This is a genomic window from Mucilaginibacter defluvii (assembly GCF_039543225.1).
In the GTDB taxonomy this organism is placed as follows: Bacteria; Bacteroidota; Bacteroidia; order Sphingobacteriales; family Sphingobacteriaceae; genus Mucilaginibacter; species Mucilaginibacter defluvii.
The window spans coordinates 415,020-437,230 of record NZ_BAABJI010000002.1 but is presented as its reverse complement, the minus strand read 5'-3'; the positions used below and the strand labels follow the sequence as shown (position 1 = coordinate 437,230).

The 22,211-nt window shown below is 42.9% G+C and carries 20 protein-coding genes; 9 read left to right on the top strand and 11 right to left on the bottom strand.

What is annotated here, in order from left to right:
• Nucleotides 1–16 precede the first annotated feature (16 nt).
• Nucleotides 17–514, top strand: a complete 498-nt coding sequence (gene purE, locus ABD960_RS08135; RefSeq protein WP_345330526.1) for a 5-(carboxyamino)imidazole ribonucleotide mutase — start codon at nucleotides 17–19, stop codon at nucleotides 512–514.
• 113 nt (nucleotides 515–627) lie between these two features.
• Here the strand turns inward: purE and ABD960_RS08130 are convergent, their stop codons facing one another.
• Nucleotides 628–1,191 carry a YqgE/AlgH family protein gene (locus ABD960_RS08130; protein WP_345330525.1) on the bottom strand — a complete coding sequence of 188 codons (564 nt, stop codon included), beginning with the start codon at nucleotides 1,189–1,191 and terminating at the stop codon, nucleotides 628–630.
• A 108-nt stretch (nucleotides 1,192–1,299) separates the two neighbouring features.
• On the opposite strand from ABD960_RS08130, the gene pdxH reads away from it, so the two are divergent.
• The 3 genes from pdxH to ABD960_RS08115 all read left to right on the top strand — a co-directional run bounded on the left by pdxH (nucleotide 1,300) and on the right by ABD960_RS08115 (nucleotide 3,700).
• Nucleotides 1,300–1,947: a pyridoxamine 5'-phosphate oxidase gene (pdxH, locus tag ABD960_RS08125; protein WP_345330524.1), complete on the top strand. Its 648-nt coding sequence runs from the start codon at nucleotides 1,300–1,302 to the stop codon at nucleotides 1,945–1,947.
• Nucleotides 1,944–2,441: an NADH-quinone oxidoreductase subunit C gene (locus ABD960_RS08120; protein WP_345330523.1), complete on the top strand. Its 498-nt coding sequence runs from the start codon at nucleotides 1,944–1,946 to the stop codon at nucleotides 2,439–2,441. The genes pdxH and ABD960_RS08120 overlap by 4 nt, the downstream gene beginning before the upstream one ends.
• A gap of 134 nt (nucleotides 2,442–2,575) precedes the next feature.
• Nucleotides 2,576–3,700, top strand: a complete 1,125-nt coding sequence (locus ABD960_RS08115) for an NADH-quinone oxidoreductase subunit D (protein WP_345332794.1) — start codon at nucleotides 2,576–2,578, stop codon at nucleotides 3,698–3,700.
• Nucleotides 3,701–3,757: 57 nt separating this feature from the next.
• Here ABD960_RS08115 and xylA read toward each other — a convergent pair whose 3' ends face one another.
• Both xylA and ABD960_RS08105 read right to left on the bottom strand, forming a co-directional pair.
• Nucleotides 3,758–5,086, bottom strand: coding sequence for a xylose isomerase (gene xylA / locus ABD960_RS08110; protein ID WP_345330522.1), 1,329 nt, complete (start codon nucleotides 5,084–5,086; stop codon nucleotides 3,758–3,760).
• A gap of 26 nt (nucleotides 5,087–5,112) precedes the next feature.
• Nucleotides 5,113–6,603, bottom strand: coding sequence for a xylulokinase (locus ABD960_RS08105; RefSeq protein ID WP_345330521.1), 1,491 nt, complete (start codon nucleotides 6,601–6,603; stop codon nucleotides 5,113–5,115).
• A gap of 117 nt (nucleotides 6,604–6,720) precedes the next feature.
• Between ABD960_RS08105 and ABD960_RS08100 the strand changes: the two genes are divergently transcribed.
• Nucleotides 6,721–7,758 (top strand): LacI family DNA-binding transcriptional regulator, encoded by a 1,038-nt coding sequence (locus ABD960_RS08100; protein ID WP_345330520.1) that lies wholly within the window; start codon nucleotides 6,721–6,723, stop codon nucleotides 7,756–7,758.
• Between the two features lie 2 nt (nucleotides 7,759–7,760).
• On the opposite strand, the gene ABD960_RS08095 is transcribed toward ABD960_RS08100, so the two are convergent.
• From ABD960_RS08095 to ABD960_RS08080, 4 genes are all read right to left on the bottom strand, one after another.
• Entirely contained in the window at nucleotides 7,761–8,654 is an 894-nt protein-coding gene (locus ABD960_RS08095; protein WP_345330519.1) for an SMP-30/gluconolactonase/LRE family protein, read from the bottom strand.
• Nucleotides 8,655–8,667: 13 nt separating this feature from the next.
• Entirely contained in the window at nucleotides 8,668–9,219 is a 552-nt protein-coding gene (locus ABD960_RS08090) for a sugar O-acetyltransferase (RefSeq protein WP_345330518.1), read from the bottom strand.
• A 185-nt stretch (nucleotides 9,220–9,404) separates the two neighbouring features.
• Entirely contained in the window at nucleotides 9,405–9,935 is a 531-nt protein-coding gene (locus ABD960_RS08085; protein WP_345330516.1) for a DUF4142 domain-containing protein, read from the bottom strand.
• 80 nt (nucleotides 9,936–10,015) lie between these two features.
• Nucleotides 10,016–12,598 carry a phosphoenolpyruvate carboxylase gene (locus ABD960_RS08080; protein ID WP_345330515.1) on the bottom strand — a complete coding sequence of 861 codons (2,583 nt, stop codon included), beginning with the start codon at nucleotides 12,596–12,598 and terminating at the stop codon, nucleotides 10,016–10,018.
• A gap of 185 nt (nucleotides 12,599–12,783) precedes the next feature.
• Here ABD960_RS08080 and ABD960_RS08075 point away from each other — a divergent pair, with 185 nt between their 5' ends.
• Nucleotides 12,784–14,958: an FUSC family protein gene (locus ABD960_RS08075; RefSeq protein ID WP_345330514.1), complete on the top strand. Its 2,175-nt coding sequence runs from the start codon at nucleotides 12,784–12,786 to the stop codon at nucleotides 14,956–14,958.
• Here ABD960_RS08075 and ABD960_RS08070 read toward each other — a convergent pair.
• From ABD960_RS08070 to ABD960_RS08060, 3 genes are all read right to left on the bottom strand, one after another.
• The gene (locus ABD960_RS08070; RefSeq protein ID WP_345330513.1) at nucleotides 14,950–16,299 is read right to left on the bottom strand and encodes a PhoH family protein; all 1,350 of its coding nucleotides are present in this window, start codon (nucleotides 16,297–16,299) and stop codon (nucleotides 14,950–14,952) included. The two genes, ABD960_RS08075 and ABD960_RS08070, sit on opposite strands and share 9 nt — an antisense overlap.
• Before the next feature lie 50 nt (nucleotides 16,300–16,349).
• Nucleotides 16,350–17,060: a hypothetical protein gene (locus tag ABD960_RS08065; RefSeq protein WP_345330512.1), complete on the bottom strand. Its 711-nt coding sequence runs from the start codon at nucleotides 17,058–17,060 to the stop codon at nucleotides 16,350–16,352.
• A 670-nt stretch (nucleotides 17,061–17,730) separates the two neighbouring features.
• Nucleotides 17,731–18,075, bottom strand: coding sequence for a tetratricopeptide repeat protein (locus ABD960_RS08060; RefSeq protein ID WP_345330511.1), 345 nt, complete (start codon nucleotides 18,073–18,075; stop codon nucleotides 17,731–17,733).
• A 322-nt stretch (nucleotides 18,076–18,397) separates the two neighbouring features.
• On the opposite strand from ABD960_RS08060, the gene ABD960_RS08055 reads away from it, so the two are divergent.
• The 3 genes from ABD960_RS08055 to ABD960_RS08045 all read left to right on the top strand — a co-directional run bounded on the left by ABD960_RS08055 (nucleotide 18,398) and on the right by ABD960_RS08045 (nucleotide 21,916).
• A complete protein-coding gene (locus ABD960_RS08055; RefSeq protein ID WP_345330509.1) occupies nucleotides 18,398–19,000 on the top strand; it encodes a bifunctional nuclease family protein in 603 nt (200 codons plus the stop codon).
• 156 nt (nucleotides 19,001–19,156) lie between these two features.
• Nucleotides 19,157–20,416, top strand: coding sequence for a nucleoside permease (locus ABD960_RS08050; RefSeq protein WP_345330508.1), 1,260 nt, complete (start codon nucleotides 19,157–19,159; stop codon nucleotides 20,414–20,416).
• Nucleotides 20,417–20,533: 117 nt separating this feature from the next.
• Nucleotides 20,534–21,916, top strand: a complete 1,383-nt coding sequence (locus ABD960_RS08045; RefSeq protein WP_345330507.1) for a sigma-54-dependent transcriptional regulator — start codon at nucleotides 20,534–20,536, stop codon at nucleotides 21,914–21,916.
• Nucleotides 21,917–21,956: 40 nt separating this feature from the next.
• Here the strand turns inward: ABD960_RS08045 and ABD960_RS08040 are convergent, their stop codons facing one another.
• Complete coding sequence (locus ABD960_RS08040) at nucleotides 21,957–22,208, bottom strand: DUF3820 family protein (protein ID WP_345330506.1); 252 nt, start codon at nucleotides 22,206–22,208, stop codon at nucleotides 21,957–21,959.
• Nucleotides 22,209–22,211 lie beyond the last annotated feature (3 nt).

The window sequence follows — 22,211 nt, the reverse complement described above, 5'->3', positions numbered from 1 at the left end:
CCATGAACTATTAACTATGAACCAAAATAATCCCCAAATAGGAATAATAATGGGCAGCAAATCAGATCTTGGCGTAATGCAGGATGCTGCCGATGTGCTTAAAGAATTAGGTGTTGCTTATGAGATCACCGTGGTATCGGCTCACCGCACACCTGACCGTATGTTCAATTACGCTAAGGAAGCAGCCGGTCGTGGCCTTAAAGTAATTATAGCCGGTGCCGGTGGTGCTGCGCATTTGCCGGGTATGGTGGCATCATTAACGCATCTTCCGGTAATTGGCGTTCCGGTAAAATCGAGTAATTCTATTGATGGCTGGGATTCTATCTTATCTATCCTGCAAATGCCAAACGGCATTCCGGTCGCAACTGTTGCCTTAAACGCCGCAAAAAACGCCGGCTTATTGGCCGCACAAATTATCGCGACAGCCAATGAAACAGTTACTAACAACCTGATCGCTTACAAACAGGAGCTCGCTAAAAAGGTAGAAGAATCCGCACGGGAAATGGAGGGTTAATATTCCGAATGACCGTAAGTCAGGAAGCCCGAAAGGTTAAGGGATAATCTTTTATATTAAAAACTTCCTGCTTTGAAGTTACTTTCAGATTTACTGTCTTTCTGACTTAAAATTCAATTCAACGATGGATTTTCCGGAAAGTTAGCGATGTGGGCATATCGGCTGCCAAGGCTTATCACCACTTCGCGCCATAAGTTGTGCTCGCTATTGGCAAAAACCAGATCAGCATTAAAGCTATTGGCCACAATCCAGGTATCTTCCATCAGTTCGGCATCAAGTTGGCCCTGCGTCCAGCCGGAATAGCCCGCGAAAAACTTTATCTCATTTTCATCGAGCTGGTAAGTGTTTATCAGCTCTTTTACTTCATCAAAGTTTCCGCCCCAATAAATATTATCCCATATCTCAATTCCTCCCGAAATTTTCTCCGGGCAGCGGTGTATAAAATGCAAGGTATTTTTAGCCACCGGGCCACCTTCATAAACAGGTAATTCTGAATAAGATACATCGGGCAAAATATCGCCCAGCATCATTTCGGTTTGGTGGTTCAGCACAAACCCCATCGCCCCTTCTTCCGAGTATTCGGTAAGCAATATTACCGATCTCTTAAAGTTCGGATCCATCATAAAGGGTTCAGATACTAATAACCGCCCCGCCGCCGCTGATATAGAATTAAGCATAAGGTTTACATTTACTTCATCATTTAACAATATTTATAAATTAATGTTCGTACACTAAATTACATTATAACAGTATGTACGGTATAATTAATTTGTAAGTTTGCGTTGATGGATAACGATAGGATACAAAATTTACGGAAGGAATACAGTGCTGCTACTTTAACCGAAGAAAGCACCAATGCCGACCCCCTAAAGCAATTTGACAAGTGGTTTAACGAAGCCCTTGCCGCCGAAATGTACGAGCCCAACGCCATGACCCTGGCTACCGCCACGCATGACGGACGGCCATCGGCACGTATTGTTTTATTGAAAGGTTATAACAGTGATGGTTTTAAATTTTACACTAATTACCTGAGCCGCAAAGGCCGCGAGCTGGCTAAAAATCCGTTAGGTTCGCTGGTGTTTTTTTGGGGACCGTTAGAGCGCCAAATCCGTATAGAGGGTACCATTGAAAAATTGGGTAAGGACGAGTCTGAAAAGTATTTCCACTCCCGCCCTAAATCAAGCCAGATAGGTGCTGTGGTTTCTCCTCAAAGTCAGGAAATAACAGATCGTAACGTGTTGGAAAGTAAAATGCAGCAGTTGGAAGCTGAATACGAAAGCAAGGATGTTCCAAAACCATCGCACTGGGGCGGGTATGTTTTAAAACCAACCATGATTGAATTTTGGCAAGGCAGACCGAGCCGTTTGCACGACCGTATAATTTATAAAAAGGTTGACAAGAAAACCTGGAAAAAAGTACGCCTGGCGCCATGACCTTTGATGAAATAAAGCATCTTTTAGCTGCCAGATTTGGCGATACTGTTATTGTGGGTGAAGAACGTACCGGCTTACAGCCTGCGTTATTAATCCAGCCCGATAGCATTGTTGACGTTTGCCGCGAATTGCGCGATAACCCGAAGACTTATTTCGATTTTCTTTCGAGCCTGAGCGGCGTTGATTATGGTGTAGATTCCGGTCGCTTTGGCGTGGTGTATCATCTGGCATCAATTCCTTATCGTTTACAGCTCACACTTAAAATAACTATTGAGCACGATAGAAATAGCGATGAATTGCCTGCTTTTAAAAGTGTATCATCAGTTTACAGAACCGCCGACTGGCACGAGCGTGAGGCGTATGATTTATTAGGTATTTATTTTGAAGGGCATCCTGACTTAAGGAGAATACTTTTACCCGATGACTGGGAAGGTTATCCGCTGCAAAAAGATTATAAGACAGCAGAATATTACAAGGGGATAAAGATAGATTAATTCCCCTAACCCCTAAAGGGGAAAATTGAGTATCATAATTTGATATCTACACGATCTTGATAACAACAAATTCAAAATACGAAGAAGCTCTTCAGCGCTACACCGAAAAGATCGCCAACGCATCTGTTGAGGATATGGTGCTGAATATGGGGCCGCAACACCCGTCAACACACGGCGTTTTAAGGCTTGAGCTGATAACCGACGGCGAGATAGTTAAAGAAGTTATTCCGCATTTAGGCTACTTGCACCGTTGTTTCGAAAAACATGCTGAAAGCCTTACCTACCAGCAAACTATCCCTTTTACTGATCGTATGGATTACCTGGCGTCTATGAACAATAGCCATGTTTGGGTAATGGGCGTCGAACGAATGCTGGGTATCGATAAAGAGATACCTAAACGTGTTGAATATATCAGGGTTTTAGTTTGCGAGCTTAACCGTATCGCTTCGCACTTGATAGCTATTGGTACTTATGGCATTGATATTGGTGCCTTCACTCCTTTTCTGTGGTGTTTCCGCGATCGCGAACATATTATGGGTTTGCTGGAATGGGTATCCGGCTCGCGCATGTTATATAATTACATATGGATAGGCGGACTGTATTATGACCTGCCTGTAGGTTTTGAAGAACGTTGCCGCGAGTTTATTGAATACTTCAAGCCTAAAATGGTTGAACTAAATCAACTGCTTACAGACAATCAGGTGTTTATTGACCGCACGGCAAATGTGGGCATATTGCCTATGGATGTTGCGATTAACTACGGTTGCTCCGGGCCAATGCTTCGCGGGTCAGGCTTAAAGTGGGATCTTCGCCGTATAGATAATTACTCCGCATACCCCGAACTTGATTTTGATGTACCGGTAGGCAAAGGTGAAATGGGTACCCTTGGCGATTGCTGGGACAGGTACAAAGTGCGGGTTGATGAAATTGCAGAATCAGTAAAAATTGTTGAGCAGTGCCTTGACCGTTTACAAAAAGAACTAAAACGCACGCCGGATTTTGATCCGCGTGCAAAGCTTCCACGCAAGATCACTCCAAAAGCGCAGGATTACTACATACGAGGTGAAGGCTCAAAAGGCGAACTCGGTTTTTATTTTATTGCCGATGGCAAATCGGAAATTCCTTTCCGTGCTAAATCACGTGGGCCGAGTTTCAATAATCTCTCAGTATTGCCTGAAATTGCAAAAGATGTAATGATTGCCGATCTGATAGCCATTATCGGCTCTATCGACTTTGTTTTGGGCGAAGTTGACCGATAAAAAAAGTCCTGTACAACAATGCTGCACAGGACAATTATAACACACAAGAAAAAATTCTTAGATATAGCGGTTTATCAAATTTTCCAGGTATTCCTGTTTTCCGCTTATAACCGCAGGTTCACCGTTTTCTACAGCAAACTGGCGCAAATCTTCTAACGATAACTTTCCGGCTTCATACTCTTGGCCTTTACCATTGTCAAAAGATGCATAACGTTCCTCACGGATTTTTTTGTAATCCGATTTTTGCAAAATGTTATCAGCTGTAATTAACGCACGGGCGAATATATCCATACCACCCACGTGAGCGTAGAACAGATCAGCCGGATCAGTTGAGTTACGGCGTATTTTGGCGTCAAAGTTAATACCACCGCCCTGGAAACCACCACCTTCAAGAATGATCAGCATAGCTTCAGTAAGCTCGTTGATGTCGTTCGGGAATTGGTCGGTATCCCAGCCATTCTGGTAATCGCCGCGATTTGCATCTATTGAGCCCAATAACCCTGCATCAACAGCAACCTGCAATTCATGCTGGAATGTATGGCCGGCAAGGGTAGCGTGGTTAACCTCAAGGTTCAGCTTAAAGTCGTTCAGCAGGTCATATTTTTGCAGAAAGCCCAATACCGTTGCCGCGTCATAATCATACTGATGCTTGGTTGGCTCACATGGTTTTGGTTCGATAAAGAAAGTACCTTTAAAACCTTGCTTGCGGGCATAATCTTTAGCAGTATGTAAAAAGCGCGCAAAATGCTCCTGCTCGCGTTTCATGTCGGTATTCAGCAAGGTCATATAACCTTCGCGGCCACCCCAAAAAACGTAGTTCTCGCCACCTAAAGCTATGGTAGCATCAATTGCTGCCTTTACCTGTGCACCAGCGTGCGCCAATACATGAAAGTCAGGGTTGGTTGACGCACCGTTCATATATCTTTTATGGCTAAACAGGTTAGCAGTACCCCAAAGCAATTTTACACCGCTTTCAGCCTGCTTTTGTTTAGCATAATCAACCAGAGTCTGTAAGCGACGGTCGTTTTCGTTTACATCATTGGTATAATCAACAACATCAACATCATGGAAACAATAGTAAGGCAAATTCATTTTAGTGATGAACTCGAACGCGGCATCCATTTTGTCCTTAGCGCGCTCAACGGCGTCAACTTTTTCATCCCAGGCAAAATTATGAGTAGCGCCGCCAAACGGATCGCCACCATTACCGCAGAACGAATGCCAATACGCGCAAGCGAAGCGTAAATGCTCTTCCATGGTTTTACCGGCAACAACACGGCCGGCATCATACCACCTGAATGCTAACGGATTATCCGACTCAAGGCCTTCAAATTTTATCTGGCCAATACCTTTAAAAAACTCTTTGTTTCCTGTTACTATGCCCATAAGTTCTATATGTTTATTGAAATGGTTTATTTAATATTGATAGTTAAATACTTGTTTAACAACTGCTTCCAGTTTTCGTAGATATCGTTCATTTTATGTGTTGCCTCCGGTTCAATTCGTTTTAACAGCTGCATATCTTTAAATGCCTCCATTGGTGAATTGAAAACTCCGGCACCGATACCTGCACCCAAAGCAGCGCCTGCGCTGCCGTCATTACTGTACAGTTCAACAGGTACGCCTGTAACGTTTACAAACGTTTGCGTGAAAAGATCGCTTAAAAACAGATTGTTTTTACCCGCGCGGATAACCGAAGGGTTCATACCGTTGCTCCGCATGATATCCAATCCGTAACGGAAAGAACACGCGATTCCCTCCTGCACGGCTCTGAAAACATGGCCGCGCGTGTGGATATTCAGATCGATATCACTGAATTGCGCACCTACCAGTTGATTGTTCAGCATACGTTCAGCGCCATTACCAAAAGGCAGTATCAAAAGGCCATCGCTACCTTCAGCAATTTGTTCGGCCTCGCTATTCATTTCTGGATAGGTCAATGTTTGGCCAAACATTTTTTTAGCCCAGCTATACATGCTGCCGGTACCGTTGATGCACAACAGTATGCCAACACGCTTTAAATCGTGCGTGTAATTTACATGCGCAAAGGCGTTTACCCGGGATTGGCTATCATACTCCAAACTATCTGTAACCCCATAAATTACACCCGAAGTACCTGCGGTTGCAGCCACCTCGCCGGGGTTAAGCACATTTAACGACAAAGCGTTATTTGGCTGATCTCCGGATTTATAGGCTACAGGTATACCAGCAGGTATGCCCAGTTCGTTTGCTATATTCTCGGATACAATACCGTGCGAAGAAAATACCGGGTGTACCGGCGGGAACAAATCCTCACCAAAACCAAAGTATTTTTTGATGTCTTCAGATATCTGTTCATTCTTAAAATCCCAGAAAATACCCTCTGACAATGCCGATACAGATGTAGTTATTTCGCCGGTCAGCTTCATGCCTATGTAGTCACCCGGAAGCATAACTTTATCAATCTTGGCATAAATTTGCGGTTCATTTTGCTTTACCCATGCCAGTTTAGACGCTGTAAAGTTACCGGGCGAGTTAAGCAGATTGCTTAAACAGGTATCGCCGCCTATCGCATCAAACGCGTCCTCGCCTATTTTCACGGCTCGGCTATCGCACCATATAATACTGTCTCGCAATACATTCTGTTGCTTATCCACCAATACCAAACCGTGCATCTGGTAAGCTATCCCTATAGCGGCAATCTGTTTAGCATCGTACTTGCCGCTTGCCTGGCATTTAGCCAATGCCAGCTTTACATGTTCCCACCACATCGCCGGATCCTGTTCGGCCCAGCCGGGTTGCAGCGATTTAATGGGTGACTCCACGTCCGGATATTGGGCCGCCACTACAACCTGCTGATTATCCGCATTAACGATACAAACTTTTATAGATGATGTACCTATATCGATACCTAACAGCAACATAGTATAACCTGATTTAATATTGGTTGTGGATTGAGCATTATCTGACAACGAATTTAAATGATTTTTTTGTAAATGCAATCGATTGCACAAAAAATTATTATTTACTTTTAACCAACCATGAAAGCCAAAAAGAGAACTACCATTTACGATATAGCTGAAAAACTCAATATCACCGCCTCATCGGTATCGCGTGCACTTAATAACAGCAGCCATGTAAATGAGGAAACTAAGAAACTGGTATTAAAAACGGCGGCGGAGTTAAATTACAAGCGCAACATACTGGCTTCAAACCTGCGTAAGGGCGAATCAAAAACAATTGGTATCGTGGTGCCACGTATTAACCAAAATATATTTTCAAATGTGATAGCTGGTATTGAGGAAACTACCTACAGTAAGGATTATAACCTGATTATCTGCCAATCTAACGAATCGCACGAAAAAGAAGTAAAATCAGTTAACGCTTTAATCAATCAGCATGTTGATTGTATCGTTATTTCAGTGGCCGCCGAAGGTAGCGATTATTCGCATCTGCAGAATGTAATTGACCATGGCATTAAGTTAATACAGTTCGACCGCGTTGCCGACGATCTGGAGACCTTAAAGGTGCTTAACGATAATCATCAGGCTTCGCTGGAAGGTATAACACACATGATTGAACAAGGTTATAAACGTATAGCCTTGCTTGAAGGGCCTCAAAATCTGGATATATTTCGTCAACGTAAGCAAGGTTATTTGGAAGCGCTAAAGCTTCATAATCTGCCTATAATTAATGAATTAATTATTGAGAACGCTTGGACGAAGGAATTAGGCGCCGACGCGACCCGTAAGTTATTAAACCTGCCAAAGCCGCCTGACGCCATATTTGCCTCCACGTCGGACTTTTCAGCGCTGGGTGTTTTAGAAGTAGCAACATCAATGGGTATCAAAGTGCCTTCTGAATTGGGTATTTTAGGTTACTCTAACGAACCTTTTACAGAGCTAACAAGCCCGTCCATAACTACTATAGACCAGTTTAGCCATTATATGGGTAAAACTATAGCTAACCTTTACTTCCAGGAGTCGGAAAATAAAGAATCGCCTATTGTACCGCGCACAATCAGCGTTAAGCCTAAGCTTATCATCCGTGCGTCAACCTCAAGGCGATCCTACAAATAACGTTACTGGCCTTTTACATTCATTTTCAGGGTGTAAATTCCTTTGGAGGCGGTAATGAACAACACATCACGATTTTTACCTGCGAAACAAACGTTACCAGTCCATTGCTCTGGAATCGGGATATTAAATAACTTCTCCCCTTGCGGATTATAAGCAGTGACGCCTTTACCGGTTAAATAGATATTTCCCTGATCGTCAAGCGTCATCCCGTCTGATCCTTGTTTAATTAGCAGAACGCGGTTAGTGAGCGTGCCGTCCTTTTCAATATTAAACCGGTACGTTTTGTTATCACCAATATCAGCTACATACAAAAACTTGCCATCGGTAGTACCTACAATTCCGTTGGGTTGCTTAAACTGATCGTTTGCAATAACGGCCTGCTTAGCTCCTTTTTTGACCAGATATAATTTTTGGCCATCAAGTTCAGATGAAGTATGCTGCCAGTAATTTCGCTGATAGTACGGGTCAGTAAAATAAATATCGCCATTAGGTGCAACCCAACCATCATTTGGCCCATTAAAACGCTTGCCGTTAAAGTTGGATAAGATGACCTCATGGTTGCCCTTTTTATCAATAGCCCATAGCTCATTCTTTTCGTCGGCACAGGCAAGCAAGCGGCCTTTTTTATCAAAGAACAAGCCGTTGCTCCGGCCTGTTTTGTCCATGTAAACGGTAAGCTTTCCATCGGCACTGTACTTCCATATTTTATCATTCGGCTGATCGGTGAAATAAACATCGCCGTTTTTATCGGTTGCCGGGCCTTCAGTAAATTCAAATTGGCGCGATACTAACACAGGCTTTTGTGTAGTATCATACAAAGGCTTTTGCTGTGCTTTACCGGCTGATACACCTAAAAGTGTCAAGCAGCTGATAATAAAATAAATACGTTTGATCATATAAAAATTTTATTTAAAGGTTTTTGATAACACGGCATGGGTTGCCCGCCGCAAAAACATTGGCAGGTACATCTTTAGTAACTACTGCACCTGAGCCTATCGTGGTATTTTCACCTATATTCACCCCAGGACAGATAATAGCCCCACCGCCGATCCAGACGTTATCTCCGATGGTAATAGGCTTTGCCAGTTCCGGCCCCTTAATGCGTTCCGACGCTATTAACGGATGGGTGGCAGTATATATTTGAACATTAGGGCCAAATTGCACATTGTTGCCAATGGTAACCAAAGCGCAATCCAATACGACACAGTTAAAGTTCATGAATAGGTTTTCACCTGCAATAATATTAACGCCGTAATCACAAAAAAAAGGCGGCTGTATGTCAATAGTTGAACATTTGCCTATAAGCTGTTTCAATACCACGTTTTTTTCTTCAGTGGTTGCAGCTATCATTTGGTTATACTGATGGATCAGCGTCCGGGCGTTTAAGCGCATCTGTGTTAACTGCTCATCAGCAGCTACATAAAGCTCGCCATCGAGCATTTTTTGTAGTTCAGTTTCCATGGTATAATGTAATCGCTAAGATATTTTATTTAGCACACAAATTATCGTACACCACAACAGTATTACCCATCCGCAACTAAACAAACCAGATAAAAAAACAAGCGGCCGGAGACAGAATATCAACAAATGTAAAATGGCCACTGTCTTCATTACAAACAGCGGCCAAGGATTATCTGAAAAACAATCTATTTTAAGCCGGCAAGGATTTGTTTGGCCGAATCCAGATGTGCTTTAATTTCAGGAAGGAATTTATTGGCGAATTTGTTAACCGAAGCTGTACGTATGGTGGCACCTGAATTGAATAAGGTAACTGCTTCCTCATGGTCTTTCACCATCATCGACACATAATCGCGATCGAACTCAACGCCGCTTTTTTTGGCGATAGCCGCTATCTCCTGCTGCTTTTCCATGCTGATGGTATCATCACTGGATATCAGGTTACGGCTTTGCAAACTCTTCAATTCGTCATTTATCCGGCTGTGCTGATCTGCAATCATCGTTGCAAATTGTACAACTTTAGGATTTTTAGAAGTTTGCCGGGCAATTGACGACGCCTCTACTTCGGCTATGCCCGATTCTGCGGCTTTGCGTATAAACACTAAAGCGTCTCCATCAACGCTAACCTGGTGGTTATAGTTTTTAGCCTTGCGTTTATCGTTACAGGCTTGTGCAATAATTAATATAATAAATAAACCGATGTAGTGTACTTGCCTCATGCTGCTGTACTTATAATTGTAAGTAAGTAACAATTGTGCATTACATCGGTTTACAAAATCGAAAAATATATCAGCGCCTGCTATGCCAGGTTACGCCCGGCATTAACGATGCCATATACGGTGCGAATAGCCAGCTTGTTATAAACGTCGGTCAGTTCGCTGTCGTTATTGTCACGTAACAGGCCCAAAGCGTAGTGTTGTATAATTACCAAAGGCAACACAATCTTTTCGCGGATAGCTATTGAACGGCGCTCTACCGGGTAATCAACCATCAATACATTAGCTTCGGTAAGCTCAAGCAGCATCGCCTTGGTTAATTCATATTCGTTTTTAAGCATTGACCAAAACGCGCCAAACCTATCGTCCTTTTCCAAATATGCCGTCACCCTGAAATCTGATTTCGACATAGACATCATGCAATTATCAAGCATGGTACGGAAAAAGCCAGACCCACGGTATAGTTCCTTAATTTCATCCCAATTACCGCTCTCTTTCATTTTTTTTAGCGCGGTGCCTACTCCGTAAAAGCCTGGTATGTTCTGCTTTAACTGGCTCCATGAAGTAACAAAACTGATGGCGCGCAAATCTTCCAGCCTTAATTTAGAATCAGAATTACGCTTGGTTGGACGGCTGCTTATATTCACCAGAGAGAGCAATTTTATAGGACTGAATTTCTCCAGGTAATCCGTAAATAACGGATGCTCGCGCAAATCCATAAACAGTTTATAGCTTTCTTCGGCCATCTCGTTGATCAATGATTTATGACGGCTATCGAGCAAATCGTGCTGGTTTGGATGCAATGCCGATACGATGCCCGCGTGTATCAATTGCTCCATGTTGAACCGAGCGGTTTCAACCGAGCCGTATTGTGAACTAACCGTTTGCCCCTGTATGGTTAACTGGATGTGCTTGTTAGCGATTTCCTGCCCCATTGAAGAGTAGAAACGGTGCGTTTTACCGCCGCCACGTGCCGGCGGACCGCCCCTGCCATCAAAAAACGACAGATCGATGCCATACTTATTCGCCATAGCTGTTAACTCCACCTTAGCTTTGTATATCGACCAGTTGGCCATCAGGTAGCCGCCATCTTTGGTACTGTCAGAAAAACCAAGCATGATGGTTTGTGCGCTACCGCGCTGTTTTAAATGTTCTTTGTAAAACGGATGGGTGTATAGTTTCTCCATCACACCGGCGGCATGTTTCAGGTCATTAACCGTTTCAAACAGCGGAACAAAATCAACAGCTAAATTGTCTTTTTCCCAACCGCTCCATAAAAACAGATCTATAAGCTGTAAGATGTCCGAAGCCTGCTGGCAATTACTGATAATAAAACGCTGGCAAGCTTTTTCGCCGTTGTTGTGTTGTATCTTCTTAACCAGGCGAATGGTGTTCAGCGTATCTTTAGTCAGGTCATCAGCATCATCCGGACAAATAAAATCAGCCTCGTTAAACTTAATGTTTTTCAGCTTTTTGGCTTCGTCCAGCTCGAAGTAGTCCGGTTTTATTCCGGTTTCAGCAATGCGCTCGCTGCCATATTTAAATACGCTGCGCAGCACGCGGCTGTCCTGCCTTATATCAAGTGTAGCAAAGTAGCACCCAAACAGGCGCACTTTGCGTATCATATCATCTACAATATCCAGAAAAAGGCTATCGTGATCATTAATTAACGTTTCGCGGATGCTGCCCAGCATATTAAGCAATTCATCCTGCACATCATGCGGATCGCGTTGCGGGTTAAAAGCATTTTGATAGAGCAGTTTTTCCAGTTCCTCAAGCGTTTTACCAAAACCACGGAAGGTAATACGGCGTTTTAATACTTTAAAATCGCGATAGTAGCACCTGAACAATACCTGCCTTAAAATACGCATAACGGAGCGCGTGGTATCGGTATTGACGTTAGGGTTTCCGTCCCTGTCGCCACCCGGCCAAAAACCAAGCTCCAGTATCTGCCGTTTTGAATCTACATTAACATCAAACTCCTCTTCAATTGTAGTTTGTATACCAGATAGGGCATGATAGAATATGTTCTCCATAAACCATATCAGGCTTATGGCCTCATCAACCGGCGTTGGCGATGTTTTGTTGAAGAATGGCGTTTTACCTAATTGCTGCAACAATTCGTCAATACTGTTAATATCATTATGCTTCAGTGCATCAATCAAATCCGTCATGATGCCGAGTACCGTACCCGGGTAAAATTGCGTAGGGTGAGCGGTGAGCACTAACCGTAACGACATATCATTCAGCTTATCGCTGATATCTTTACGTGCCTGATCGCTGATGTTGGCTTGCTGCAACAGGCTTTGTAAGGTACCCGCGTCAGCAGCACGACCTATTTTACCGAAAGATGAATCCTCAATGGCATCAAACAGTACTACCTGGCGCTCTATGTACTGCAATAAACGGAACATGCGGTTAATCTGTTCCCGCTGGTCAATGTCGGGCACATGCTTGCTGAAGAATGACGAAATGATTTCCTCGGGCGAAAGGCCCGCGTTAACTCCCTGTTCGCAATGAGCTGTAAAAAAAGGCAGTAATATGCCTATCTCCTTCACCTGATAGAACGGAAGTGTTTGAAACAAACTGTTATATAACTCAAAGCGGGCAACAACTTCGTTGTTAAAAGTTGCTTCTCTTTGGCTTAGTTTTAACGATGCGGGCATAGTTATTTTTAAAAATTTGGAACAAACCAAGCCGGTACATATGCATACCAGGCTATTATCGGCGTGAATTTAATTAAAATAAGCAAAAACATGCCGAATTGTTAATTTTTCTACGCTTTTATCAATCAAAAAGTCATAATAGTGGTATAAATAATATCAATAAATAAATTACGTAAATTTGCAAGGTGGAATTCTCCCTATCTAATCCCATCAATGATTCGCAGCAACGAGAGGTAAAAAGTTTTTTTTACAGCCAGTATTTTTCTGACGGATTGCGTTACACGGCGGGCATACTTTTACCGTCACTACTGTTCCTGCAATTTGATATGCTTGATACGGGTTTTACACTCTCCCTCGGAGCATTGTGTTTATCGGTGATTGATAGCCCGGGACCGGTTGTGCATAAGCGCAATGCCATGGCTATAGGTAACGTATGCCTTTTCCTGGTATCGCTGATAACGGGTTTTGCCCGGCTAAACATCGTTACGCTTGGTGTAGAGATTACCTTGTTCAGTTTCATATTTTCGTTATTGATTGTGTATGGTAACAGGGCGGCGTCTGTTGGTACCGCCTCTATACTAGCCATGGTGTTTATGATGGGCAAAAACATCCCGCCCGATCAGATTTTACCCGTGAGCCTTACGCTGCTTGCCGGTGGTATATGGTATACGCTCTTCAGCTTATTATTTTTTAGGATACGCCCTTACCGCGCAGCACAGCAAATACTGGGTGAAAGCATTGGCGATATAGCCAAATTCCTGCGTATAAAGGCCGATTTTTATGATGTAAACACGGACATCGATGAAAATTACAGAAAGCTGGTAGCGCAACAAGTACATGTAAGCACACATCAGGATGCTGTACGCGAAATATTGTTTAAAAGCCGGGTTACGGTAAAGGAATCAACCAATGCCAGCCGGATATTAGTGCTGACCTTTGTTGATTTGGTGGATATGTTTGAACAGGTTATGGCCACCCACTACGATTATGGGCATATACGTGAAAGTTTTAAGGATAGTGAGGTGTTGCCGTTGATCAATAAGATCATTTATAAAATGGCCGATGAGGTAGATAACGTGGCCTTTATGGTGCTATCAAACCTGCGCACCAAGCGTGTACTCGATTTGAGTAAGGATCTTGAACAAATAAAACTCAAGATAGATGAAGCCGGCGTTAAACAAGGCAGCGCCAGCAATCTCGTACTTAAAAAGATACTCATCAACCTGCGCGATCTGAACCAGAAAATCCATAACATATACGATTATTACAATTCCAGTTCATCAAGGTTGTTATTTGAAAAGAAGGGTAAGATTGAGTATTCGAAATTTGTTACCCACCAGGACTACGCACCGCACATCCTGTTTGATAATTTAAGCTTTAAATCAACCTCGTTTAAACATGCTTTACGGGTTTCATTAGTTTGCCTGATAGGATTTTTGGTTGCCAAATTTTTTGCGCCAAGCCACCATAGCTACTGGATTTTATTGACCATCATTGTGATACTTAAACCCGGCTTTAGCTTATCAAAAGAGCGTAACTATCACAGGCTCATAGGCACCATTGTTGGCGGATTGATTGGTGTACTTATACTTGGGCTGATATCCAATAACAACGTATTGTTCGGTATCATGGTTGTGCTGATGATTGGTACCTATAGCTTCGCGCGCCTCAATTACATCGTGAGTGTAATTTTTATGACACCATTTGTACTGATCATGCTCAAATTCATTGGCATTGGCGGCTACGATGTGGTGCAGGAACGTATAGTTGATACAGTAATTGGTTCGGCAATTGCGTTTTTGGCCAGTTATTTTATATTTCCGTCGTGGGAGTTTGAGCAGATCAAAGAAAACCTGCGCGATGTTATCCACGCCAATGCCAATTACCTGGCAAAAATTGGCTACAGCATAGCGGGCAACAACCTTGATGTTACCGAATATAAACTTGCCCGTAAGGATGTGTTCGTTCAATCAGCCAACTTATCAGCCGCCTTTCAGCGCATGACCTCGGAGCCAAAAAGCAAACAGGTAAAAATTAAGGATGTACACAAGTTTGTGGTATTGAATCACATCCTGTCATCATACATCGCTACTATTGCCGCGGGTATGGTAGGTAAACCGGCTCTCCGCGCTTACCCTACAGCGTTGCGGTCCGTAAAAAAGAGTATCGCCCTGCTGAATGATGCGAGCGCAAAAATGTTCGGCGCAAGCACAGAATTTAAAGTAGAAAAACATTTAACCGAGGACAGCGCCGAACAAATCACGCCAAATGCGGATGATAACTTATTAAAAGAGCAACTCGACTTTATTAATAAAATCTGCAGTGATATTATCAAGATAACCGACAGTATATTACAATAGCTGTGTAGCCAGGTTAGCCAGCTCGCTGCGCTCCCCTTTTTGCAGGGTTATGTGCGCATAAAGCGGATGATCTTTAGCTTTATCGATAAGGTATGACAGGCCGTTACTTTCCGCATCAAGGTAAGGCGTATCTATCTGGTAAATATCGCCGGTAAATACAAACTTGCTATGCTCGCCTGCCCTTGAAATAATGGTTTTTACCTCGTGCGGCGTAAGGTTTTGCGCTTCATCAACAATAAAAAATATCTTGCTCAAAGTACGCCCCCGTATAAAGGCAAGCGGCGTAATGGTTATTTTATCATTACTTACCAGTTCATCTATCTTCGACTGCATTTTTTCATCGCCGGCAAACTGATCTTTGATAAATTTCAGGTTATCCCATATCGGAGCCATGTACGGGTCAATTTTCGATTTTACATCGCCCGGTAAAAAGCCAATATCTTTATTGCTAAGCGGTACTATTGGCCGGGTAACATATATCTGCCGGTAAAATTTACGCTGTTCAAGCGCGCTGGCCAAAGCAAGCAGTGTTTTACCGGTGCCTGCATTACCTTGTATAGATACTAATTTAATATCCGGGTGCAACAAAGCATGTATGGCCAAAGCCTGCTCTGTATTGCGTGGAAATATGTTAAGCACCGGCTGCTCGGTCACCTTCTCTAACTGCAGTGAGTTGGCGTTGTAAAAAGCCGGTGTGGATGTTTTTTTACTATTGAATATGTAAAAGTGATTGCTTTTATAAGCGCCATCAGTAAGCATTCCGTTTGATAATGTTAGCTGCTTATTAAGCTGGCCGATAAACTTTTCGGTAGTTTTATCAACCTGGGTAACACCGGTGTATAGTTCACCAACGTTTTTTATTTTACCGGTCTCGTAGTCCTCTGCATTAATGTTAAGCGATTTGGCTTTAAGGCGAAGGCATATATCCTTTGATACCAGCACTACCTTCTTTAGCGGATATTCTTCCTGAATGCTTAAAGCAGCATTGAGTATCCGGTGATCCGTTTTTTCAGAACCGAATATCTCTTCGGCATCCTTCGAGGCCTTAGCGTCCATAATTACCTTAAAGCAACCCAGGCCTTTTTTCTTTAAAGGCGTCCACTCGTTCAAAAGGTTATCACGCGATACATCATCGATCAGCCGCAAAAAGCTGCGCGCTTCGAAATTGCGTGTATCGTTACCGTTCTTTTTGTTATCAAGCTCCTCAAGCACCTGAACCGGTATGGCAACATCATGCTCTTCAAAACTTTCTAAAGCGTTATGATCATACAATATAACCGAAGTATCCAGTACAAATATCTTTTTTTGAGAAGCCGGTTTGCTCCTGCCTGCCTTTGTCATATCCTACTAAATTAGGCATTTATAATTCAGAAAAGCAAGCAGGCATTTAATCATTCGGTATCCGTAAACGAATCGCCGCCTATAAATATCATCGTATTGGTTGGCTTGGCCGGCGAACCGGATGCCCCCATGGCGAAAGATTTAGTAACCGTTTTTCCGTTGTCATAAGTAAAAGTTATACTATGCGCAGCTATTTTGTACGTACCTTTTGCACTGGTTACTTTACCCGCTGTGGCATTTGGTGTTGATATACCGCTGTTGCTGCCGGTGGTAAAATGCGTTGCATCAACAAAGTTAATTTTGTTGATAGTTAATGCTACGGTACCATTTCCGTAATCACCGCCACTGGTTTTTTCATAACCTTTTTTTAACGTCAACGACGGACTGTAAGCAAACGCCGGAAACCAATTGCCTGACCCAAGTTCGTAATCGTGCGTTTTATTTTGTGAGTTGGTGAGATAAAACACGGCTCCGCTCTTTTTCCACTTACCCCAGGCTTTGGGGTGTGTACTTTTTGATGATGCGATATTCAGCGTTTCAACCGGCTCCTCGCCCACTTCGTAATAATCGCCGTTTTTAAACAGTACAACCAGTTCAAAAGTAATGGCGGCCGGATACCCGCTTATAGCCCGGAAATACCAGCCCACAATTGCCGGAGCCGGGTTAGGTGTATTTAGTTTACCTATGTGATTCTGATTATCTGCCTTTACCACAAAGGTCGAGGCAAAAAGTAAAAAGAAAGATAAGATGATGGTTTTCATGGTATTATTGTTTTGGTGATACCAATTAAAACCCAATTGCCGGCGATTTATTTTGTAAAAGGAAATAAATTTTCTCCATTTGAAATAAAAAGCTATAAAAAGCAAAACGGAAGTCTCCTCTGTTCGATTCAACTTCCGTTTTTAATCTCCTGCCAGCCTTAGCCAGCCGGAGACATCAAGTTTTGTGTGATCTTTGAACGGTATGCCTGATATAGTACTCCTCGCAGATTACAAATCATTGCACCACCAATTGCTTCTTGTCACTTTAGCTCCATGGAGCGCCGCGATTTCCGCAATACTTCGCCAAGCTGTGTATCTTATCAAACCACTTTCGTCGTTAATATCTACACGCCTCGAATAACTCTTTTCAAACTGTACTCACCCTGAGGTTTGTTATGTTCGTTATTTGCTTTCCCGTGAAGTTGTCAAAGCACGTCGTTCTTGATAATACTAAGATACACACCATTTAACCTTTGTCAAGTATTTTCTTGATATAATTATTAACAGCTTTTGCACAACTTTACCAACACCATAAATAACTTTAAAACAACAACTTAATCATATCTGTCAACATAGGCCGCATGTTCGCTTATCAACACGAAACCACAATATGACCAATATTTCGCTGTAGTTCAATGCTTAAAAATTGCAGATGCTAAATTATTGAACATCAATAATCATCATCGTCATCATCAAATAACCCTGCCGCCTGGTTGTAAGCTGCCTGCAATTCTGAATAAGCATGATTATCGCGCTTTTCGCGCGCAATGCGCATACCGGTTTGATAAATATTGATAGCGTCATCCTTGCGGTTAAGCGCCTCATACAATTTGCCTAAGTGATAGTAAGTGCCGGTATAATTCGGATGTTTGTTCACCAGGTCCTCATAGTAAGCCAGCGCTTTCCCGGTGTCGTTCAGTCGTAGATATTCGGTTGCCAAGGCATATTTTAAAAACTCATCGTCAGGTTCGTTTTCAAAAAATGCCAGTAGCTTTTGTAGCCTGCTCTCCTCCATAATATATTGTGTAGTTTGATGTAGTTTGATTTTTCAATGGTTCAAAAATAGCTTTTGAAAGCCAAACACCGAATTACGCGTCGAGGTATTAAAGCAAATTTGTATATTCGGCTCAATTTAACCGGGCACAGTAGGCCGGAATAATTGTCCCCTGAAAACAGTAATTTCTTTTTTAAACAAAGATTGTTGTGCATCGTTTTGTGATAGTACAATATGCTTTGTTTAACACGAACGCTGTTGAATACAGGGACGGAAACATTTAAGATAAAGCATACAAAATACATGTGAGGAAATGCCTCAGGGTTTTGCGATGGGAAATAACATGAAAAAAATTGAGCTGGATATTGTTGGGCTTTCATATAGCCAAACACAATCCGGCGCTTACGCCCTTGTTTTGGGCGAGATAAATGGCAGGCGCAGGCTGCCGATAATTATAGGCAGCTTTGAAGCGCAGGCAATCGCTATTGAGATTGAAAAGATGACTCCCAGTCGTCCGCTTACGCACGATCTGTTTAAAACCTTTGCGCAATCTTTTAATATAGGCGTACAGGAAGTAATTATCTACAACCTGGTTGATGGTATATTTTATGCCAAACTGATTTGCAGCGATGGTAAACGCACTATGGAGATTGACGCCCGCACGTCTGATGCTATTGCCATCTCTGTAAGGTTCAGCTGCCCTATTTATACTTACGAGTTTATACTGTCGACCGCAGGTATTGTTATAGAGGGCAACGAGTTTGTTTACCTCGAAAACCTGAACGAAGCTACCGAAGACAAGCCAAGTGTTTCTGCCTCCACGGGTAATTACGCTTCATTAAGTGAGGATGAATTACGCACCCGCCTGCAGGAAGCATTGAACGATGAAGCGTATGAAAAGGCGGCCAAATTGCGCGATGAACTCAATCGCCGTAAGTCATCCTGATCCAAACATCTAACATCTTTAAACGAATCAAAACGCTGCCAAATGGTGGCGTTTTTCTTTTAACAATAACAATTTTCGCGCTTTATTATATCGTAATATTTAGCTACTTTCCGCTTTTAAATACTTAACTGACTTTTTATTACTACTCAAGCACTTATGAATATTAAGTTACGCTTAATACTAATGAACTTTATGCAGTTTTTTATTTGGGGAGCCTGGTTGCTCACCATTGGTGCATACTGGTTTCAAAACAAACAGTGGTCGGGCGCGCAATTTGGCGCTATCTTTTCTACTATGGGTATATCTGCCATTTTTATGCCGGCGCTAACCGGGATAATTTCCGACAGGTATATCAACGCCGAAAAATTATACGGCATAATGCATATAGGCGGCGCATGTGTTTTATTCTGCCTGCCCATGGTTAGCAACCCCATTACATTTTTTTGGGTGATGCTAATTAACATGTTTTTTTACATGCCTACCCTTTCACTATCTATAACCGTTGCTTACTCTGCACTTAAAAATGAAGGTAAGGATGTCGTTAAGGACTACCCTCCTATCCGTTTTTGGGGGACAGTTGGCTTTATAGCGGCGTTATGGACGGTAAGCATCAGTAAAAACGAAACGTCAGCTAATCAGTTCTATATCGCCGGAGGTGTTGCTCTTGCATTAGGTTTATACGCCTTTACGCTGCCTAAAGCAAGGCCAATGCTCAATAAAGCTACAGGCGTGCTGGCTTCGGGCAGTTTAGGTTTAAACGCTTTTAAGTTACTTCGAGATCCGCGTTTCGCTATATTCTTTGCCTTTTCCCTATTGCTTGGTGCCGCATTGCAGCTCACCAATGCATACGGCGATACCTATATTCATGGCTTTGCCGAAGTAGAAACATATAAGAATACCTGGGCGGTAAAATATCCGGCTATCATTATGTCGATATCCCAGTTTTCTGAAACGGGCTTTATCCTGGCGATACCCTTCTTTCTACGTAAGTTCGGCATTAAGTACGTGATGTTATTTAGCATGCTGGCCTGGGTGTTACGCTTCGGCTTGTTTGCTTTTGGCAATCCTGCCGACGGATTGTGGATGATCATCCTGTCGTGCATTGTTTACGGCATGGCTTTCGATTTTTTCAACATCTCCGGCTCGCTATTCGTTGAAACACAAACTACTCCTGAGATACGCGGCAGCGCGCAGGGTTTATTCATGATGATGGTAAACGGCTTCGGTGCCGTGTTCGGCAGTTTAGCCAGCGGTTTTCTGATCGATGAGTTTTTCACCAACCCCGATAATACTAGAGATTGGCATGGCATATGGCTAACCTTTGCAGGCTATGCACTGGTTATCGCTATCATATTTCCATTCGTTTTCAAATATAAACATAACGCCGCGCTCAAGCATGCTATTGAGCATGTGTGATTTTTATCAGATTTATAAAAACCAATAGTGTTTATTTTTGTATACATATATCAGTAGTTAAATCTTTTGTTTATCTGCAACCTATAACATCCGATTCGGTATTGAACAACTATACAAATGGCTAAAATTTTAATTATTGACGACGAGCGGGCAATCCGCAGCACCCTACGCGAAATTCTGGAATATGAAGATTATCAGGTTGAGGATGTAGATAACGGCGTTGACGGACTGGATATGATCCAGAACAACGATTACGACCTTGTGCTTTGCGACATCAAAATGAACCGTATGGATGGCATGGAGGTGTTGCAGGAAGGTTTGAGCATTAAGCCCGACCTGCCGTTTATCATGATATCAGGCCACGGCACCGTTGAAACAGCCGTTGAAGCCAGCAAAAAAGGAGCGTTTGACTTTATATCCAAACCACCTGATCTGAACAGACTGCTGATAACAGTACGCAACGCGCTTGATCGTGGTAGCTTAGTTGTTGAAACCAAAACCTTAAAACGCAAAGTATCAAAGGTTCGCCCTATACTTGGCGAATCGCAGGGAATATTAAAAATAAAGGAAACCATTGAGCGCGTAGGCCCCACAGATGCCCGTGTACTGGTTACTGGTGCAAATGGTAGCGGTAAGGAACTTGTTGCGCGTTGGCTGCACGAAAAATCAAACCGTGCCAATGCACCGCTAATCGAGGTTAACTGCGCGGCTATCCCTTCTGAATTGATCGAAAGTGAACTCTTCGGTCACGAAAAAGGCTCATTTACATCGGCCATTAAACAGCGTATTGGTAAGTTTGAATCAGCAAGTGGCGGCACTTTGTTTTTGGATGAAATTGGGGATATGAGCCATTCTGCCCAGGCAAAAGTTCTGCGTGCCCTTCAGGAAAATAAAATAACGCGTGTTGGCGGCGAGAAGGAAATAGATGTTGACGTGCGCGTTATCGCTGCAACTAATAAAGATCTGCTTAAAGAGATTGAAGCCGGTAATTTCCGTATGGACTTATACCACCGCTTAAGTGTTATATTGATACACGTACCACCGCTGATTGAGCGTAAGGATGATATTCCGCTACTTACACAGAGCTTTTTGGACGAAATATGCGGCGAGTACGGCATGCCTACCAAACGAATTTCTGAAGGCGCGCTGGAGGCTTTAAAATCTCTACCCTGGACGGGTAACATTCGCGAGTTGCGTAACATGGTAGAGCGATTGATCATCATGAGCGATAAAATGATCACCGACAATGATGTACGATCGTTTGCTAACCCGTCAGCACCTGCAACTCCGGTTAACGGCGCGCAGCCGGCGGCCCCGCAAACAGACTTTAACCAGTTCAAAAATTTTCAGGAGTATAAAGATTTTGCTGAACGTGAGTTTATTAAATTCAAACTGGAGAAAAATAACTGGAACGTATCAAAAACAGCCGACGACATTGATATTCAACGCAGCCACCTTTATAGTAAGATAGAGAAATACGGCTTAAAGCGTGGGGAATAATTATTGTACAAAAGATTATAATAACAAAAAAGCGACGGGTTTACCTGTCGCTTTTTTGTTGCTGTACATATTGCTTAACCTGCAGAAGCAGGCCGGTAACACCATTTGTTTTTATCTCAAAAACGGTTGAAAGGGCCATACCGAGCTTACCCGCCGGAAACCCCTTATTATGCAACCATTCCAGGTAGTAAACCGGCAAATCGCATAACAAGGTACCTTTATATTTTCCGAAAGGCATTTTAAGGGTTACCGCGTTTATCAAAACCTCTTTATCGGGTACTATATTCTCCACCCG

Coding starts and splice junctions, on each gene's coding strand:
- purE (WP_345330526.1), top strand. CDS start 17: ATGAACCAAAATAATCCCCAAATAGGAATAATAATGGGCAGCAAATCA.
- ABD960_RS08130 (WP_345330525.1), bottom strand. CDS start 1,191: ATGCTTAATTCTATATCAGCGGCGGCGGGGCGGTTATTAGTATCTGAA.
- pdxH (WP_345330524.1), top strand. CDS start 1,300: ATGGATAACGATAGGATACAAAATTTACGGAAGGAATACAGTGCTGCT.
- ABD960_RS08120 (WP_345330523.1), top strand. CDS start 1,944: ATGACCTTTGATGAAATAAAGCATCTTTTAGCTGCCAGATTTGGCGAT.
- ABD960_RS08115 (WP_345332794.1), top strand. CDS start 2,576: ATGGTGCTGAATATGGGGCCGCAACACCCGTCAACACACGGCGTTTTA.
- xylA (WP_345330522.1), bottom strand. CDS start 5,086: ATGGGCATAGTAACAGGAAACAAAGAGTTTTTTAAAGGTATTGGCCAG.
- ABD960_RS08105 (WP_345330521.1), bottom strand. CDS start 6,603: ATGTTGCTGTTAGGTATCGATATAGGTACATCATCTATAAAAGTTTGT.
- ABD960_RS08100 (WP_345330520.1), top strand. CDS start 6,721: ATGAAAGCCAAAAAGAGAACTACCATTTACGATATAGCTGAAAAACTC.
- ABD960_RS08095 (WP_345330519.1), bottom strand. CDS start 8,654: ATGATCAAACGTATTTATTTTATTATCAGCTGCTTGACACTTTTAGGT.
- ABD960_RS08090 (WP_345330518.1), bottom strand. CDS start 9,219: ATGGAAACTGAACTACAAAAAATGCTCGATGGCGAGCTTTATGTAGCT.
- ABD960_RS08085 (WP_345330516.1), bottom strand. CDS start 9,935: ATGAGGCAAGTACACTACATCGGTTTATTTATTATATTAATTATTGCA.
- ABD960_RS08080 (WP_345330515.1), bottom strand. CDS start 12,598: ATGCCCGCATCGTTAAAACTAAGCCAAAGAGAAGCAACTTTTAACAAC.
- ABD960_RS08070 (WP_345330513.1), bottom strand. CDS start 16,299: ATGACAAAGGCAGGCAGGAGCAAACCGGCTTCTCAAAAAAAGATATTT.
- ABD960_RS08065 (WP_345330512.1), bottom strand. CDS start 17,060: ATGAAAACCATCATCTTATCTTTCTTTTTACTTTTTGCCTCGACCTTT.
- ABD960_RS08060 (WP_345330511.1), bottom strand. CDS start 18,075: ATGGAGGAGAGCAGGCTACAAAAGCTACTGGCATTTTTTGAAAACGAA.
- ABD960_RS08055 (WP_345330509.1), top strand. CDS start 18,398: ATGAAAAAAATTGAGCTGGATATTGTTGGGCTTTCATATAGCCAAACA.
- ABD960_RS08050 (WP_345330508.1), top strand. CDS start 19,157: ATGAATATTAAGTTACGCTTAATACTAATGAACTTTATGCAGTTTTTT.
- ABD960_RS08045 (WP_345330507.1), top strand. CDS start 20,534: ATGGCTAAAATTTTAATTATTGACGACGAGCGGGCAATCCGCAGCACC.